The sequence below is a fragment of the Paenibacillus sp. PastF-3 genome (genome assembly GCF_029893135.1).
Lineage (GTDB): Bacteria > Bacillota > Bacilli > Paenibacillales > Paenibacillaceae > Paenibacillus_AQ > Paenibacillus_AQ nitricinens.
This window is the reverse complement of the sequence record NZ_JARXWM010000001.1, coordinates 92,340-107,968: the sequence shown is the minus strand read 5'-3', so window position 1 is coordinate 107,968 and position 15,629 is coordinate 92,340. Positions and strand designations below refer to the sequence as shown.

Sequence of the window (15,629 nt, the reverse complement as noted above, 5' to 3'; positions counted from 1 at the left end):
TTCCAAAAAAGAAGCTGCCCCCTAAGCAGTATTCACTACTTCTGAGACAGCTTCTCCTTTTAGTTAGAAAGCGGCTTATGAAACCGCTTTGTTTGCTTTTTCTTTTTTACAGCCTGTTCGTTTACATGTGTCATAAGTGCCTTTGAAATCAAGGCGGTGATCCGTGACGTTAAAGCCGTATTCACGTTCCACTCTTTTCTCCAGCTCCACTAGCCAGTCATCCTTAATTTCCTCCAACCTGCCACACACGCTGCATATCAAATGATGATGCATGTGAGAATGATCATTCCCCCGCAGATCGTAACGAGCGACTCCATCTCCGAAGTTCATCTTTTCTACAATGTGAAGCTCGCATAAGAGCTCAAGTGTACGGTATACCGTTGCCAGCCCTAAATGCGGATAGCTGAGCTTAACAAGCATATATACTTCTTCTACGCTGAGATGATCTTTCTCATTGTCGAGCAATATGTTCACTATGGCCTCACGCTGGGGCGTTAATTTATATTTTTGCGCCGCAAAAAGCTGACTGATATTTGAAATTTGATCCATTTGATTTCCTACCTTCCCGGAATGATTTAACATCCGTATCCACTGAGACGCACCCATTTATGCATCAAAATATAAAACGTAAATAGTAATCGTTACGATATAATCATATCAAAATTAGTCACGAATGAATAGAGCCTGACATCATTATAACATTTTAGCTCTCTTATCCAAAGTTTCTTTCACCTTTTCCTGCCTATTTTTCTACCAAAATCTACTTTTTCGTGAAATATTGTAGGTTTGACCGCAACCTTTCCATATTTTTCTGCGTTAAAGGAGTTGATAGCGGCCACGAGGCCTATCCTTACAACGAGGTGAAATAAACATGAATATGAAAAAAAGAACATTAGCCGCGATTACAACCGTTACGATTCTCTCCTGCTCTTTGGGTGGCCAAATATTTGCAGCCGGAAACACCTTTAAGGATATTGACAATATAAACGGGAAAGAAAAAATTATTTCTTTAAAAAATCAAGGCTTGATCAAAGGGGTTAGTGAATCCCAATTCTTGCCCAGCTCCAAAGTTACAACAGCACAAGGGATCCAGTTCATTTCGGGTGGTCTCCAGCTTAGTCTTGCGGCTATTGATTTCAATAAAGCTCCCGTTGCTAGTGGCTTGTTCACGAAAGTCAAGGATAAAGCTTGGTACGCTGAAGCTTTTATTAATGCGTATTACAATCATGTCGAGCTTCCTAAGGATATTGATCCAACCAAAACAATAACCAAAGAAGAGTTCACCAATTATCTAGTGCAAGGGGTCGAAGGCATTGGGAATCTGCCGATGATTAATATAGTGCCCGTAGATATCGCTGACGTTGCTGCGCTGAATCCTTCTTACCAAGGCAGCATTCAACGTTCGCTTAAATACAAGATCAATAGTTTAGACGCCAATGGGAAGTTTAATCCGAAAAGTGAAATCACTCGCGCCGAAGCTGCGATTATGCTCTATAATGCTTTGGAATTCCTGAAGACCGGTCTGAAATCCTAACCGATAAGCGGCATTCAACTGATCTGATTGAACACACGAAAGAGCAGTCCAGGAATGTTCCTGAACTGCTCTTTTTTGCGACTTAATCTTCTTCTATATCTCTTCTCCACTAATTCTGTTCAGAAATTGCAGCGCACGAGGATGCTGCGGATGCTCAAGAACTTCTTGCGGAGTCCCTTGCTCTAGAATATGGCCTCCATCCATCAGAATGATCCGGTCAGCCACATCAGCAGCAAATTTCATCTCATGGGTCACTATCACCATGGTCATCCCCTCTGCCGCTAACTGTTTTATAACCTTAAGCACTTCCCCCACCAACTCAGGATCAAGCGCAGAGGTTGGCTCATCGAACAACAGCACCTCTGGATCTACTGCCATGGCACGAGCGATAGCTACCCGTTGCTGCTGACCACCTGACAGTTGATGCGGATAAGCATCCGCTTTGTCCGCCAAGCCAACTTTAGTTAATAACTTAAGGGCACGTTCGCGTGCTTCGTCCTTGGATCGCTTCTGGACCGTCACCTGCCCCTCCATTACATTGCCTAGTGCCGTCATATGCGGAAAAAGATTATAGGACTGAAAGACCATCCCTGTTTTTTGACGTAACGCCAAAATGGACTTCTGGGGGATTTTCTTGTTATCCGTGAAATTAATTTTAATATCACTGAGCGATAAGCTTCCTTGATCAGGGACTTCAAGCAGATTAAAGCAGCGTAAAAGCGTTGTTTTGCCTGAACCCGATGGGCCAATAATGACCAGCACCTTGCCATGCTCCATTTCCAGATCAATGCCCTTTAATACCTGCAGCTCACCGAAGGATTTATGCAAATTAAGTATTTCAATCATAATTGTCTCCCCCTTTAGCTCGCAGAGTAACGACTCAGTCGTTTCTCCAAGTAGTTTTGCAGTGCTGACAACACAGAGCAGAACAATAAGTAGAATAATCCGGCTTCCGTATACACCAGCAGAGGCTCATACGTTGTAGAAGCTACCTGCTGCGCAGTTCTAAACATCTCCGTATAGGTAATGATTGCTGCCAATGAAGTGTCTTTGACTAAGCTAATAAAGGAATTCGATAACGGCGGTACAGAAACACGGGCAGCTTGTGGCAGAATAATGCGGCGCAGTGCCTGGGTACGAGTCATCCCAACGGAGAAAGCCGCTTCCCACTGACCTTTATGTATCGACAGAATAGCCGCACGGATGATTTCCGATGAATAAGCCCCTACACTAAGCGTAAATCCAATGGTCGCGGCTATGAAAGGGTCGAGCACAATTCCCACTGCCGGCAAACCATAAAAAATAATAAACAGTTGTACTAACAATGGGGTTCCACGAATGACCCATACATAAAAGCGGGCGATTAGCTTCGGAAGTATCCACGGGGAGAGACGAGCCAGTGCTGTCAATATCGCTAAGATCATTCCCAGTGCAAATGATATCAATGCCAATGGAATGGTAAAAGCCACCCCAGCTTTTAGCAGGGGTAGCAGTGAATCTAAGAAAATTTGTATTTTGCGGTCATCCATTTTTAGACATCCTTTTTTGGCTCCAAGCTGGTTAGCTTCTGAACCCTTGAATTATTTTGAAACGTCAGCACCAAAGTATTTCTCAGAAATCTTTAAGTACGTGCCATCGCTCTTCATTTCAACAATTGCATCACTAACTGCTTTTACCAACTCTTCGTTGCCTTTTAAGAAAACAGCTGCGCTTTGTGAACCGTCTGGAATCTCATCTACTACTTTAATTTTTACATCAGGCTTTTGCTTTTTCAGGTCTAGATAAGACAAACCATCATTTACAGTCGCATCAATACGGCCTGAGGTCAATAGGTCCATCGCTTGATTGAAGCCATCTGTAGCTACAATTTCAGCCCCGTTCTCACGGGCGATATCAGACAGGTTACTGGTCAGAGATTGTCCGGCTTTTTTCCCCTTAAGATCTGCAAAGGTTTTGATATCCTCATTGTTTTCACTCACTATCAATACCGCTTTAGATACGATATACGGTTCGGAGAAATCATATTTCACTTTACGATCTTCATTAATGGATACTTCGTTAAAAATAACATCAAACCGCTTGGCATCCATCCCAGCAAAAATACCGTCCCACTGTGTCTCAAAAAACTCTGGTTCAACACCGAGACGCTTCGCTACTTCCTCAGCAATTTCTACATCAAAGCCGGTCAGTTTGCCCGAAGCGTCATGATAAGTAAAGGGTGCATAGGTCCCTTCTGTTCCTATACGCAATTTGCCGCTAGCTTTAACAGCTTCCAGACTGTTTTGTGCAGTGGCTGTATTTCCAGCATTCGTTCCAGCTGAAGAATTCTTAGACGTACCGGTATTCGAATTATTGCCGCAGGCCGCTACAAACACCACGGTTAACGCCAATAGAATAGTTAAACTTAGTTTTTTCATAATTAATTCCCCTCTCTTTACCCGGAATTCATCCGGTAAATTGTATACTACACTGGCCGCTGTATACCGTCAATGATTTTTTCCGATTATATACATCGGAATTGTAATATTAGGTAAATCTCTACCCTTATATTACCCAATCTTAGAATAATCCTTCACAAGATCCTCTCTTTACATCTCAGAAAGATATGGTATATTTATAAACAAATTAAATATGGACCTGTTATTTCACTAGGGGAGTCGGCCGACTGAGACGGAGCTTCAAGCTCCGGACCCTTGGAACCTGATCTGGATCATACCAGCGGAGGGAAGTGGAGCAGAATTTTCATCCCATGCATTTTAGTGTTCCTATGCAGAATGAACTTTTTGACCCATTTATTTCCCTTCGGAAATGAATGGGTCTTTATTTGTTTACAATCAATCACAAAACTTAAGCATACAAGAAGTTTATCCATCACAAAACGTTTAGGAGGTTCGATCATCACGACAATCCTATCCATTCAAGGCTTAACCTACTCTTTTCCGGAATCTGAACACCCCCCTGTATTTGCAGATCTATCCTTAGATATCAGCAGAGGAGAGTTTGTCTCGGTCATTGGGGCTAGCGGATGCGGAAAAAGCACGCTTTTCAAAACTATAGCAGGCTTGCTCGAACCCACTCACGGGCAAATAATAATTCATTCGAACCCGTCATCCTCTACTCGCTTAGGTCAGATCGCTTACATGCCTCAGCAGGATTTGCTGTTGCCTTGGAGAACCGTGCTCGACAACTGTCTTTTGCCCTGGGAGATTAAACCAACGTTTAGCAAACAACAGACGATCTCTCGCATTCAAGAAATGCTTTCACGTTTCGGTTTAGCCGATGTAGAGAGGGCATATCCCCATGAGCTGTCGGGTGGCATGAAACAGCGAGTCGCATTTCTACGAACGCTTGTAGCTGGTGGCGGGGCCGGTCTTATGCTGCTAGATGAGCCGTTTGGAGCGCTCGATGCTATGACCAAACGTGAGATACACCGTTGGCTATTGGAGCTTTGGGATGAGCTGGGTCAAACAGTGATGCTCATCACCCATGATCTAGAGGAAGCGCTATTACTAAGCGATCGGATTTATTTATTGTCTGGAGGAATCCATAGCGAAATCCAGGAGATTGTCGTTGATTTACCGAGGCCAAGACATTACAAGTTGAACTATGAACCCCGGTTTATAGCGTTGCGGGAAGAGTTGGAGCGGAGACTGTATGCAGCCCATATCTTTTAAAAAATATGTAAACAATTACGTTCCCTTCATTCTATTGCTGTTGTTCATTCTTGTGATCTGGGAGTCAGCTGTTCGTCTTCACTTGATTCCAGCCTTTATCCTACCTGCACCTTCTTCAATAGGCATCGCATTGATCGAACACAGGCAATTACTCAGACCGCATTTATTGACGACATTGCAGGAAATATGCGTAGGCTTTGTTCTCTCAGTTATTTGTGGTGCACTGCTGGGCACCGGAATGTACTTGTTTCGTCCCCTTGAAAAGGCCATCTATCCGTTCCTTATTATCAGTCAGACGATTCCGTTAATCGCGCTATCCCCCATTTTTATTATGTGGTTCGGGTATACGCTATGGAGCAAAGTGGCTGTTGTGTTTCTAACTGCTTTTTTTCCAGTCGTTGTGAGTACATATGACGGATTTCGTACAAGTGGTCAAGCCTACAAAGACTTATTGTTAACATTTGGCGCCAACCGCTGGCAACTGCTCGTTAAAACCCAAATCCCGCTGGCGCTGCCCTCCTTTTTCTCAGGACTAAAGCTATCCATTGTGTACTCCGTGATTGGAGCGACCATCGGCGAATGGCTCGGCGGAAGCAAAGGACTCGGTTACTTTAGCCGAAGGATGGCCGGAAATTTGCAAAGTGCCGAAATGTTCGCCGCTGTATTTCTGTTGTCCGCGCTTGGTATAGTGTTGTTTCTAATGATAGCTCTGCTCGAACCATTATTTTTAAAGAAAAGAGGATCTAAACAATGAATGATTTGAATTTCCAAAGAAAATGGCTTATTCCCGTATTTCTCATATGTTCAGTCCTAATCTTCACCAGCTGCGGAAAAGCATCCAATGTAAGCAATACTCCTGCTAATTCATCTAATAACGAAATTAAACAAACGCACAAGCTGACGATTATGCTCGATTGGTATCCCAATGCCGTTCACTCTTTTTTATATGCTGCTGAGCAGAATGGTTATTTCCAAGAGGAAGGTCTGGACGTAGAGATCCAAATGCCCGCAGACAGCAATGACGCACTGAAACTTGTAGCAGCGAATCAAATCGATTTAGCGCTTAGTTATCAGCCTCAGGTGCTCATGGCACGCAGTGAGAACATTCCAGTACGTTCGATTGCTGCGATTGTGAGACATCCGCTTAATCATTTAATGGTACCTCAGACTGGAGACATTCATAGTCCCAAAGACCTCACAGGTAAACAGATTGGGTATTCTTCCATTCCTCTTTATGAAGCCATGATTCGTACGATGATCCAAAACGATGGGGGTGACCCTAAGGCCAGCAAATTAATCGACGTAGGCTTTGACCTTATTCCGGCGATTGCGACGGGGCAAGTGGATGCCATTATGGGAGGGTTCATTAACCACGAACAATTAATCTTGGAAAAAGAAGGGCATTCCGTGAACTCGTTCAACCCCACGGATTACGGAGTCCCTGATTATTACGAGCTAGTACTTGTCGCCAGCGATCAAGGAATACAAAATTCTGAGTCCTATTTCAAAAAGTTTCTAAATGCAATTACTAAAGGACAACAATTTGTGCAGGAGAATCCGGAAAAAGCGTTGAATTTGCTGCTTGCACACGAAGATGAGACCTCTCCACTTGATAAGCAAATTGAAGAGAAGAGTCTGGCTATTCTACTACCGCTAATGAATGCGGGTGACCAAGATTTTGGATATCAAGAACCCGCGTCTTGGGAGAAGGTACGACAGTGGCTATCAGACAATGATTTACTGTCTACTGACATCAAAGCTGAGGATGCTTTTATTAATCTTTAAACATTAGCTATTCGCCCATAAAACTTGAGGAGGAATTATCATGTGTTATCTATCCAAAGTACGGGAATTCAATCCCTTGATCCACAATATCACCAATATCGTGGTAGCGAATTTTTCAGCCAACGGTCTTTTAGCGCTTGGAGCCTCCCCCTTTATGGCGGATGCTCACGAAGAAGTGGCAGATATCGCCGCATTTTCATCTGCCGTAGTTCTGAATATCGGCACACTGAATGACTACGCCATTCAATCTATGGTGCTCGCGGGACAATCTGCGAATAAGCACGGCGTTCCCTTAGTTCTTGATCCAGTGGGTGCGGGAGCCACTGCTTATCGAACAGCTGTCACTCAAAAGCTTGTGAATGAGATGCAAATTACCGCTCTACGTGGCAATGTGGCTGAAGTTGCCAATGTCATTGGTGAGAGCTGGTCTATCAAAGGGGTGGATGCTGGTGAAGGTGAGGGCGATGTCGTCGTCTTGGCTGAGACTGCTGCGCGGAAGTTAGATTGTGTGGTTATCATCACCGGAAAAGATGATGTCATCACAAATGGAGATAACACCTACATTGCCAGCAATGGTCACCCTATTCTAACAAAAGTAACGGGAACCGGTTGTTTGCTAAGTGCAGTAGTCGGTGCATTTCTTGCGGTAAGTGAAGGAGCATCTCTTGAAGCAGCAGTCGAAGCTCTCTCCTTCTATGGAGTGGCTGCTGAAATCGCCGCTGAACTAACGGCTGGACAAGGTCCGGGGAGCTTTCAAATCGAGTTTCTAAATCAATTGAGCTTGCTCACAGCTGAAACTTACAAAGATAAATCAAAAATTAAACAACTCAGATAACAACCCTAAGGAGTGAACAGAATGACTATATCCAAAGCTTTAACTATAGCCGGCTCGGATAGCGGTGGTGGCGCTGGCATCCAGGCAGATCTAAAAACCTTTCAAGAGCTTTCTGTATATGGCATGTCCGCACTCACAGCTGTGACAGCCCAAAACACACTAGGAGTTCAGGGCGTATTTCCGTTGACACTGGAAGCTATTACGCAACAGCTTGATTCCATTGGAATTGATTTGAAGCCTGAGGCCGTGAAGACTGGGATGCTTTTTAACAGTGACATCATTTGTATCGTAGCAGAGAAGATCCAGCAATATGACTGGCATAATCTTGTAGTTGATCCTGTAATGGTTGCTAAAGGTGGCTCTACCTTGCTCCGGCAGGAAGCTGTTCACTCCTTAATCAGCCATCTGCTGCCCTTAGCATTGGTGACGACGCCCAATATTCCAGAGGCCGAAATGATTACTAACCGAAGCATCACCACCATCGAAGAACGTAAAGAAGCGGCTAAAATCATTCATTCCATGGGCTCTGACTATGTAGTGCTAAAAGGTGGGCATGATACCTCAACTACAGCGGTTGTCGATCTTCTATATGATGGTCAAGAGTTTATCTATATGGAGAGTACTCGGATTCAGACTAAACATACCCATGGCACTGGCTGCACCTATTCAGCAGCAATTACTGCTGAGCTAGCCAAAGGCAAATCCGTTGCTGAGGCCATTCAAACCGCCAAAGCTTTTATACAAGCGGCGATTGAAGATGAGCTGGGCATTGGGGCTGGACATGGACCTACGAATCATTTTGCATATCAGAATAGATTGCGAGGGATGAACCTTGAAGCAAATAGACAGTGATCAACTACGTAATTTATTAAAAGTCTATTTCATTATGGGCAGTGTGAATTGCCTTAAATCCCCAGCCAAGGTATTAAAAGAAGCCGTTGCTGGAGGCATAACAATGTTCCAATTTCGTGAAAAAGGTACAGGGGCATTAACTGCAGAGGTTAGATTTAATTTAGGAAGACGGCTTCAAAAGATATGTCGTGCTAACGGAGTCCCTTTTATCGTTAATGACGATATTAATCTAGCCATCGCCCTTGATGCGGACGGCATTCATGTTGGACAAGATGACACCCCCACACTAGCAATCAGGCAGCTGCTTGGGGAGGACAAGATCGTTGGTGTATCCGCTCATTCGCTCGCCGAAGCCCAGCAGGCCATTGCAGATGGAGCTGATTATCTAGGGATTGGACCTATTTATCCTACCTCTTCCAAGGACGATGCCCAAGCCGTTCGAGGCACATTAGTCATTGAGGAAATACGAAACAGCGGCATTACGATTCCTTTAGTCGGCATAGGAGGAATCACAGTGCACAATGCAGCACCAGTACTAGCTGCGGGTGCGGACGGTATCTCCGTTATATCAGCTATTGCGGGCGCTGAAGACATCACCTTAGCCGCCAGAGGATTTGTTCAAGAAGTTAATTTAAGAGGAACATAAGCTCACTCAGCTCTTCTCCGCTCAAATGACGCCATTGTCCTCGCTCCAAACTATCAAGTGTAATATTCATGATTCTTATTCGTTCTAGTTTAAGTACTCTATATCCTAACTCCTTGCACATTCTGCGTATTTGCAGATTAAGGCCTTGAGTTAGGATAATTCTAAACTCATCATCAGCGATCGGGTACACTTCGCAAGGTTTCGTTGTGACCCCAAGTATGTCCACACCGCTAGACATTTCATGTAAGAATTCTGGCGTCACTGGCTTATCTACGGTAACCACGTATTCTTTCTCATGCCCATTTTCGGAACGCATCATTTTGTTTACGATATCTCCATGGTTCGTTAATAAAATGAGACCTTCCGAGTGTTTATCTAATCTCCCGATTGCAAAGATTCGTGAAGGATATCCTACAAAATCTATAATATTCCCAGCCACATCAGGGGCTGCGGTACAGGTAATCCCGATAGGCTTGTTCAGCGCGAGATATACCAGCTCCCCTTTACTAGTCGATATGGGCTCTCCATCTACGGATACAATATCCTCTGGCTCTATAAGATTATTCGCCTCACAGACAACTCCATTAACCGCGATTCGGCCAGCGGCAATTAGCCGTTTCGTTTCTCTTCTGGAACAAAAGCCAGTCTCGCTTATATATTTATCGATTCTCACTGATAATCCTACTTTCCTTCTGATACTGATACTTGCATCTATCCATAAAAAAACACCTGATTTTAACGATCAAAATCAGATGTTAACCTTCAGGAATAACCCAGTTCAAGGGAGCTATTTGGTGCTTCCGCTTTTTTTCACGTTATTGCCCTTGCTTCCACTTAGATCTTTAGCGCCTGGACCCGTGGTTGGAGCACCTTTTGCAGGTTTAACTGGCTTTGCTGTTTTGTTCCAGCGTGTCCAGCCCTTACTCCCCGTACCTCTGCCCGTGCCGCCACCTTTACTTTTTGCACCCATCATATCACTCCGTCAGTCATTCAGAATTCGTATAGTTTATACACTTCATCTATTTTACCACACTCTCAAACTTTCTGTTTAAGTAATAGCTCAGCTTCGTCTAACGATACTCTGATTAGTATTTAGCATCTTTATTCATTTCATAAATATCAAAGGTATCTTCATGTATTTCAATGGCGATGACAGTACCCTCTTTTTCGAAAAATTGCACATGCCCTAACCGCTTGTCCTCCAGCTCTACCCAGCCAGCATCCTCTAATTTATTAAAGTAGTGGTCAGGTCGATAGAGACCTTGTTCTCCCCCTATATTGTCGAGTTCGTACTTTACGCCTATTTTTACATTAGGATTACTAGAAGTTGTCGTGACTTCGATTTCTTTGGCATTTTCCGGAATAGGAATTTCAGCATTTATGGAAGATACTCCATACTCTTGTACCTCTTGAGTTGATGATGTGCATCCACTTGTGAATAGTATTAAAGGTAACCCTATAAAAGCTAATAAATATTTATACAAGTATATCAGCTCCTTCCCTGACTTATTTCACCAAATCAATCCATTAAAAAACACCCCACCAAAGACTAGGCTTTGATGAGGTGTCTATTTCGAATCCGCTTTATAGCTCACCCATTTTATTTAGGCTGAATATAACCTTCTGCTTTCAGAAGCTCAGCGATCAATACAGCACCGCCGGCTGCTCCGCGCAGGGTATTGTGGGAGAGGCCCACGAACTTGTAATCATAGATGGCATCTTCGCGAAGTCTGCCTGTCGACACGCCCATACCGTTCTCAATATCGCGATCCAGTTTGGTCTGTGGACGGTTCTCCTCTTCGAAATAAGTAATGAACTGTTTAGGTGCGCTAGGCAGCTCAAGCTCTTGAGGACGTCCTTTAAAACTCTTCCACAGGTTCAAAATCTCTTCTTTGGATGGCTTTTTCTCAAAAGAAACAAATACAGCAGCCATATGTCCATCTGCTACAGGCACACGGATACATTGCGAAGTAATGGTTGGCGCTTCACTTTTTACGATGCCTTCTTCTTGCACGCTTCCCCAGATGCGCAACGGCTCTTGCTCGCTCTTCTCTTCTTCACCACCAATGTAAGGAATTACATTGTCAAGCATTTCTGGCCAGTCAGCAAAAGTCTTACCTGCACCGGAAATCGCTTGGTACGTTGTAACTACAACTTTAGAGGGGTTGAATTCTTTAAGCGCATGAAGCGCAGGCACATAACTTTGAATGGAGCAGTTAGGTTTAACCGCAATGAAACCTGTTTCTGTACCCAGACGTTTTCTTTGCTGCGCAATAACCCCAAGATGCTCTGGGTTAATCTCAGGAATGACCATAGGCACGTCCGGCGTCCAGCGATGCGCAGAGTTATTGGAGATTACTGGAGTACCCGTACGAGCATAAGCTTCTTCGAGCGCTTTAATCTCTTCTTTTTTCATGTCTACTGCGCAAAAGATCAGGTCTACGTCCGCAGCTACTTCTTCTACCTTAGAAGCATCTTGAACCATAATATTCTTCACGTTCTCAGGCATTGGAGTGGATAGTTTCCATCTGCCCTTGGCCGATTCTTCAAACGTTTTCCCAGCAGATTTCGCGCTTGCAGCAATTGCAGTTACTTCAAACCAAGGATGATTCTCTAGAAGGGCAATAAACCGCTGACCTACCATACCTGTGCCGCCAACTATGCCGGCTCTTAGCTTTCTTGACATCAGAAAATACACTTCCTTTTGATTAACTGTCCTATCTTGAATAATAGGCTGATAATTAATGATATACGGCTCGGGAACATTTGGCGAGTGTTAACATCAAAATAACATTAAAAATTTTATTTTGTTAACTGATAATATAGAGCTTCACTACGACTCATCGAGCAAATAGCTGCACTTAGTACAATTATAATTGTATTTTTTGCTCGGACAACACTTTAACTGCATTCTGTACACCTATTTTCCGGTAAAATAGTGAAAATGCCCTCTACGCGAGCTTTTAGATGTATGAAATACAGTTAAATCTCATTTGCCCAGCATTTTATCACATATAGTTGTACGAAATACATCTATATGCGATAAGTGACCAGAGTTAGTTGATCAGCAACCCGTTTCGCGATTAGCGATTAGCGTTCTGCGGTTGCGTTCTGCGACAGCGTTCTGCGGTTGCGTTCTGCGGCAGCGTTCTGAGGTACCGTTCTGCGGCAGCTTTCTGCGGCAGCTTTCTGCGGCAGTGTTCTGCGACCAGCGTTCTGCGGCAGCGTTCTGCGGCAGCGTTCTGCGGCAGCGCTCAGCGACCAGCGCTCAGCGGGCAGCTACCAGCTTTCACCAACTAATCCTTACTTCCCCGCGCTCATTTAAACCAGCCTTTTTCCTTAAAGCGAGTGATCGCTTCAATCCGATTTCCCACATCCAGCTTATCAAGGATAACTGAGATGTAATTCCGTACGGTACCGGTGGTAATGTATAGCTCACTGGCGATTTCTTTCGTGTTTTTACCATCGGCGATCAGTCCGAGCACTTCCTTCTCCCGCTGAGTCAATGGATTCACTTCACCGCTGTAGGCTTCATCCATCAGCTCTGGGGCATACATACGTCTGCCTGCCATTACATTGCGAATAGAGAGTGCCAGCTCTTCACTAGGACTGTCCTTCAGTAAATAGGCGTGAACACCCGCCTTGAGCGCACGTTCGAAATATCCCGCCCGAGCAAAGGTCGTTAATATCATCGTTTTGCAGCCGCTATTCTTCAAGGCTTCAGCAGCGTCGAGACCACTCATCGCCGGCATCTCAATATCCATAATGCAGATATCCGGCTTAAGCTGCTGAACCATGGCAACAGCTTCTTCCCCATTGCTTGCTCGGCCCACAACCTTCATATCCTCTTCTAAATCGAGCAAAGAGGCCAGGGCCCCGAGTAGCATTCGTTGATCCTCAGCGATTACAATTTTTATCATTATAGGATGACCTCCGGTTCCTGATGCTTAAATGCATTGGGTACTTTAATCACAATTGTAGTCCCGCTATCTCTCACAATATCCATACAGCCATTTACAAATTCAAGACGTTCTCTCATACCTTGCAGTCCGTGACCTTTAAAATAAAGATCGTTCCCAGGTATTCCTTTCCCGTCATCTTGCACTTTTATGACTAAATCCGTTCGAGAGGGCTTAATCAGAATAGAGCAGGCTTGCGCTCCACTGTGCTTCACAACATTAGTGACTGCTTCCTTTATACACATGCTAAGTACATTTTCCGTAATCAATGAGGTATTGGTTAGCTTCGGATTTCCTTCCAATGTAAAATCAATTTCCGCAGCTGCAAGAAACTGCTGAATATGGATAAGTTCATCTTCAAGCCGAATGCCGCGCATTCGCGTAACCATTTCCCGAACCTCTTTCAGCGCACTTCTCGCCGTTTGTCGTACATCATTGATCTCTGCTTTTGCTTGGATAGGATTAGAGTCGATTAGCTTTCCTGCCAAATCACTCTTCAGACCAATTAATGAAAGCTTCTGACCTAATGTATCATGGAGGTCTCGCGAAATTCGTTGTCGTTCTTCAAGTTTAACGAGTTCGGATATCCGCTTGTTCGCATCCTCCAATTGATCTTGCAACTTGCCTTGATTATTTCGGTTATAGGTACTAATTGGAAGTAGAATCACTGCAATCATACTTACAAGCACAAACGGTAGCTGACTAATAAACACTGAATTACGCGATAGCAGCTCATAATTAATCGTAATGATCGTAGTTAACAGATGAATAGAGTACAGTGTGAAGAAACCCACTCGATTCTGTATGTTCCCAATAAAAAAGGCTAGGAAAAGTGCAAAATACATATATCCGAACAAAAGCGTCATCGTTATAGACACTATAATTTGAACACTCGTCCAAAAATAAACCAACCAGCCCTTAGATACAAAAGAAAGTACATAACAAACAAAAAATACAGCGATCATCAAGATTCCCCAAACTACTTGATAGGTTGAGGAGGAGCGAAATATAAAATAAAACGGTAGAATGTAAAAAACGACCCACACATAAGGGCTGAGACCTGTGCTTTTATGAAAAATATGATGCCACTTTTGCATGACCGCTCTCCTTTTCACCATACATTACTCTCCTTATTCTAGCATAAATTCAGTGGAAATCTGTTGTTTCACTACCCCAAATAGAAAAAGATTAGAGCCACGAATGATTTCTCCGGCTCTAACCTTTCTTTATACTGCTATTTTGTTCGAACCTATAATATTTATTCTCCTTGGAGTCTAGTCTTATGAACTTGTAGGACTTCTGCTGCTGCAGCTGCTACCTTAGGTTGGTTTAGTCTCGACTTCATCTGTTTAAAGCTGATAAAGCACTTATTCTCTTCGTCCCAAAGACGGAAGTGCAAAGCCTTCAAGCTAGAACTAAGTGTTATAGTCGTCGCTTTTTGCAAGGGTGGCGTAGCATTATGTGCTTTTTCTAAATTATAGTTGGGTACCTTCGGACTTAAATGATGGACATGATGGAACCCGATGTTCCCTGTGATCCATTGCAATAGCTTAGGTAACTTGTAATATGAACTTCCCTCTACTGCAGCCATAACATAACTCCACTCCGATTCATTCTCGAAGTAAGAATCCTCGAACTGATGCTGCACATAGAACAACCATATTCCGAGAAAACCAGATACAAAAGCTATAGGCAATTGCACCATGATAAAGGCTTGCCAGCCGATCGCCCATATAAGCAAACCATAGAGCGCAGCGATAGATACATTTGTTAAATAAGTATTCATCCGTTCTTTACGTCTAGCACCTTTAGCATTAAAGCGATACTGGATCATAAACACAGCAATAGGTCCTAATCCGAACATAACGATCGGATTACGGTAAATCCGGTAATAAAGACGTTTCCAGAATGAAGCTGCTTCATATTCGTCGACAGTCATAATCCATATATCGCCAATCCCTCTTTTATCAAGGTTACTAGAGCTGGCATGATGAATGGAATGACTATGCTTCCACTGTCTATAAGGAACAAGCGTTAATACACCTGTGATCGTTCCAACAATATCATTTGCTTTACGGTTCTTAAAGAACGATCCATGCGTACAATCATGAAAAATAATAAAAGTTCGAATTACAAATCCTGCTGCAGGAATGGCCAACAAAAGGGTGAGCCAGTAGGAAACGGATAAAGAGAAATAAGCTCCGCCCCATAACAGCACAAGTGGCCCTAAAGTATTAATGAGCTGTCTTATGCTCGCGTTGCGGTCGTTTTTTTCGTAAGGGGCTACACTTTTTTTAAGACTGGAGAGCTGTGATGTCTGTTTTGTAGTCATCTTTATCGTTTC

18 protein-coding genes and 1 riboswitch are annotated in these 15,629 nt (G+C 43.7%); of the genes, 7 read left to right on the top strand and 11 right to left on the bottom strand.

Annotated features, from left to right (window positions below; all coding sequences use genetic code 11):
- Positions 1-75 precede the first annotated feature (75 nt).
- Positions 76-549, bottom strand: coding sequence for a Fur family transcriptional regulator (locus M2444_RS00495; RefSeq protein WP_094868664.1), 474 nt, complete (start codon positions 547-549; stop codon positions 76-78).
- A 322-nt stretch (positions 550-871) separates the two neighbouring features.
- On the opposite strand from M2444_RS00495, the gene M2444_RS00490 reads away from it, so the two are divergent.
- Entirely contained in the window at positions 872-1,534 is a 663-nt protein-coding gene (locus tag M2444_RS00490; protein WP_280785960.1) for an S-layer homology domain-containing protein, read from the top strand.
- A gap of 93 nt (positions 1,535-1,627) precedes the next feature.
- Here the strand turns inward: M2444_RS00490 and M2444_RS00485 are convergent, their stop codons facing one another.
- Genes M2444_RS00485 through M2444_RS00475 form a run of 3 tightly spaced genes read right to left on the bottom strand, consistent with a single transcriptional unit; the run spans position 1,628 to position 3,951 of the window.
- Positions 1,628-2,380 carry an amino acid ABC transporter ATP-binding protein gene (locus tag M2444_RS00485; RefSeq protein ID WP_094868606.1) on the bottom strand — a complete coding sequence of 251 codons (753 nt, stop codon included), beginning with the start codon at positions 2,378-2,380 and terminating at the stop codon, positions 1,628-1,630.
- Positions 2,381-2,394: 14 nt separating this feature from the next.
- Complete coding sequence (locus M2444_RS00480) at positions 2,395-3,063, bottom strand: amino acid ABC transporter permease (RefSeq protein WP_094868605.1); 669 nt, start codon at positions 3,061-3,063, stop codon at positions 2,395-2,397.
- A 51-nt stretch (positions 3,064-3,114) separates the two neighbouring features.
- Complete coding sequence (locus M2444_RS00475) at positions 3,115-3,951, bottom strand: amino acid ABC transporter substrate-binding protein (protein WP_094868604.1); 837 nt, start codon at positions 3,949-3,951, stop codon at positions 3,115-3,117.
- Positions 3,952-4,174: 223 nt separating this feature from the next.
- Positions 4,175-4,278, top strand: a riboswitch (TPP riboswitch).
- A gap of 39 nt (positions 4,279-4,317) precedes the next feature.
- On the opposite strand from M2444_RS00475, the gene M2444_RS00470 reads away from it, so the two are divergent.
- Genes M2444_RS00470 through thiE form a run of 6 tightly spaced genes read left to right on the top strand, consistent with a single transcriptional unit; the run spans position 4,318 to position 9,326 of the window.
- Positions 4,318-5,208 (top strand): ABC transporter ATP-binding protein, encoded by an 891-nt coding sequence (locus M2444_RS00470; protein ID WP_280785959.1) that lies wholly within the window; start codon positions 4,318-4,320, stop codon positions 5,206-5,208.
- Complete coding sequence (locus M2444_RS00465; RefSeq protein WP_280785958.1) at positions 5,189-5,962, top strand: ABC transporter permease; 774 nt, start codon at positions 5,189-5,191, stop codon at positions 5,960-5,962. The genes M2444_RS00470 and M2444_RS00465 overlap by 20 nt, the downstream gene beginning before the upstream one ends.
- Complete coding sequence (locus M2444_RS00460; RefSeq protein ID WP_280785957.1) at positions 5,959-6,993, top strand: ABC transporter substrate-binding protein; 1,035 nt, start codon at positions 5,959-5,961, stop codon at positions 6,991-6,993. The genes M2444_RS00465 and M2444_RS00460 overlap by 4 nt, the downstream gene beginning before the upstream one ends.
- Positions 6,994-7,033: 40 nt before the next feature.
- Positions 7,034-7,828 (top strand): hydroxyethylthiazole kinase, encoded by a 795-nt coding sequence (thiM, locus tag M2444_RS00455; protein ID WP_094868602.1) that lies wholly within the window; start codon positions 7,034-7,036, stop codon positions 7,826-7,828.
- 21 nt (positions 7,829-7,849) lie between these two features.
- Positions 7,850-8,680, top strand: a complete 831-nt coding sequence (gene thiD / locus M2444_RS00450) for a bifunctional hydroxymethylpyrimidine kinase/phosphomethylpyrimidine kinase (RefSeq protein ID WP_094868601.1) — start codon at positions 7,850-7,852, stop codon at positions 8,678-8,680.
- Entirely contained in the window at positions 8,661-9,326 is a 666-nt protein-coding gene (thiE, locus tag M2444_RS00445) for a thiamine phosphate synthase (RefSeq protein ID WP_280785956.1), read from the top strand. The genes thiD and thiE overlap by 20 nt, the downstream gene beginning before the upstream one ends.
- On the opposite strand, the gene M2444_RS00440 is transcribed toward thiE, so the two are convergent.
- From M2444_RS00440 to desA, 7 genes are all read right to left on the bottom strand, one after another.
- Positions 9,307-9,999: a pseudouridine synthase gene (locus tag M2444_RS00440; RefSeq protein ID WP_280785955.1), complete on the bottom strand. Its 693-nt coding sequence runs from the start codon at positions 9,997-9,999 to the stop codon at positions 9,307-9,309. The genes thiE and M2444_RS00440 overlap by 20 nt on opposite strands.
- 114 nt (positions 10,000-10,113) lie before the next feature.
- A complete protein-coding gene (locus tag M2444_RS00435) occupies positions 10,114-10,296 on the bottom strand; it encodes a DUF3934 family protein (RefSeq protein WP_094868598.1) in 183 nt (60 codons plus the stop codon).
- A gap of 115 nt (positions 10,297-10,411) precedes the next feature.
- Positions 10,412-10,810, bottom strand: coding sequence for a hypothetical protein (locus M2444_RS00430; protein ID WP_280785954.1), 399 nt, complete (start codon positions 10,808-10,810; stop codon positions 10,412-10,414).
- A 116-nt stretch (positions 10,811-10,926) separates the two neighbouring features.
- Positions 10,927-12,012, bottom strand: a complete 1,086-nt coding sequence (gene asd, locus M2444_RS00425) for an aspartate-semialdehyde dehydrogenase (protein ID WP_094868596.1) — start codon at positions 12,010-12,012, stop codon at positions 10,927-10,929.
- Between the two features lie 631 nt (positions 12,013-12,643).
- A complete protein-coding gene (locus tag M2444_RS00420) occupies positions 12,644-13,246 on the bottom strand; it encodes a response regulator transcription factor (protein ID WP_042126995.1) in 603 nt (200 codons plus the stop codon).
- Positions 13,246-14,382, bottom strand: a complete 1,137-nt coding sequence (locus M2444_RS00415; RefSeq protein WP_094868661.1) for a sensor histidine kinase — start codon at positions 14,380-14,382, stop codon at positions 13,246-13,248. The genes M2444_RS00420 and M2444_RS00415 overlap by 1 nt, the downstream gene beginning before the upstream one ends.
- Before the next feature lie 161 nt (positions 14,383-14,543).
- The gene (gene desA, locus M2444_RS00410) at positions 14,544-15,617 is read right to left on the bottom strand and encodes a Delta(5) desaturase DesA (protein ID WP_280785953.1); all 1,074 of its coding nucleotides are present in this window, start codon (positions 15,615-15,617) and stop codon (positions 14,544-14,546) included.
- Between the last annotated feature and the right edge of the window lie 12 nt (positions 15,618-15,629).

What these genes read in the sequence shown, in the direction of transcription:
- M2444_RS00490 (WP_280785960.1), top strand. Translation starts at nt 872, where the DNA reads ATGAATATGAAAAAAAGAACATTAGCCGCGATTACAACCGTTACGATT.
- M2444_RS00415 (WP_094868661.1), bottom strand. Translation starts at nt 14,382, where the DNA reads ATGCAAAAGTGGCATCATATTTTTCATAAAAGCACAGGTCTCAGCCCT.
- thiD (WP_094868601.1), top strand. Translation starts at nt 7,850, where the DNA reads ATGACTATATCCAAAGCTTTAACTATAGCCGGCTCGGATAGCGGTGGT.
- M2444_RS00495 (WP_094868664.1), bottom strand. Translation starts at nt 549, where the DNA reads ATGGATCAAATTTCAAATATCAGTCAGCTTTTTGCGGCGCAAAAATAT.
- thiM (WP_094868602.1), top strand. Translation starts at nt 7,034, where the DNA reads ATGTGTTATCTATCCAAAGTACGGGAATTCAATCCCTTGATCCACAAT.
- M2444_RS00460 (WP_280785957.1), top strand. Translation starts at nt 5,959, where the DNA reads ATGAATGATTTGAATTTCCAAAGAAAATGGCTTATTCCCGTATTTCTC.
- desA (WP_280785953.1), bottom strand. Translation starts at nt 15,617, where the DNA reads ATGACTACAAAACAGACATCACAGCTCTCCAGTCTTAAAAAAAGTGTA.
- M2444_RS00435 (WP_094868598.1), bottom strand. Translation starts at nt 10,296, where the DNA reads ATGGGTGCAAAAAGTAAAGGTGGCGGCACGGGCAGAGGTACGGGGAGT.
- M2444_RS00420 (WP_042126995.1), bottom strand. Translation starts at nt 13,246, where the DNA reads ATGATAAAAATTGTAATCGCTGAGGATCAACGAATGCTACTCGGGGCC.
- M2444_RS00480 (WP_094868605.1), bottom strand. Translation starts at nt 3,063, where the DNA reads ATGGATGACCGCAAAATACAAATTTTCTTAGATTCACTGCTACCCCTG.
- M2444_RS00485 (WP_094868606.1), bottom strand. Translation starts at nt 2,380, where the DNA reads ATGATTGAAATACTTAATTTGCATAAATCCTTCGGTGAGCTGCAGGTA.
- M2444_RS00465 (WP_280785958.1), top strand. Translation starts at nt 5,189, where the DNA reads ATGCAGCCCATATCTTTTAAAAAATATGTAAACAATTACGTTCCCTTC.
- M2444_RS00475 (WP_094868604.1), bottom strand. Translation starts at nt 3,951, where the DNA reads ATGAAAAAACTAAGTTTAACTATTCTATTGGCGTTAACCGTGGTGTTT.
- asd (WP_094868596.1), bottom strand. Translation starts at nt 12,012, where the DNA reads ATGTCAAGAAAGCTAAGAGCCGGCATAGTTGGCGGCACAGGTATGGTA.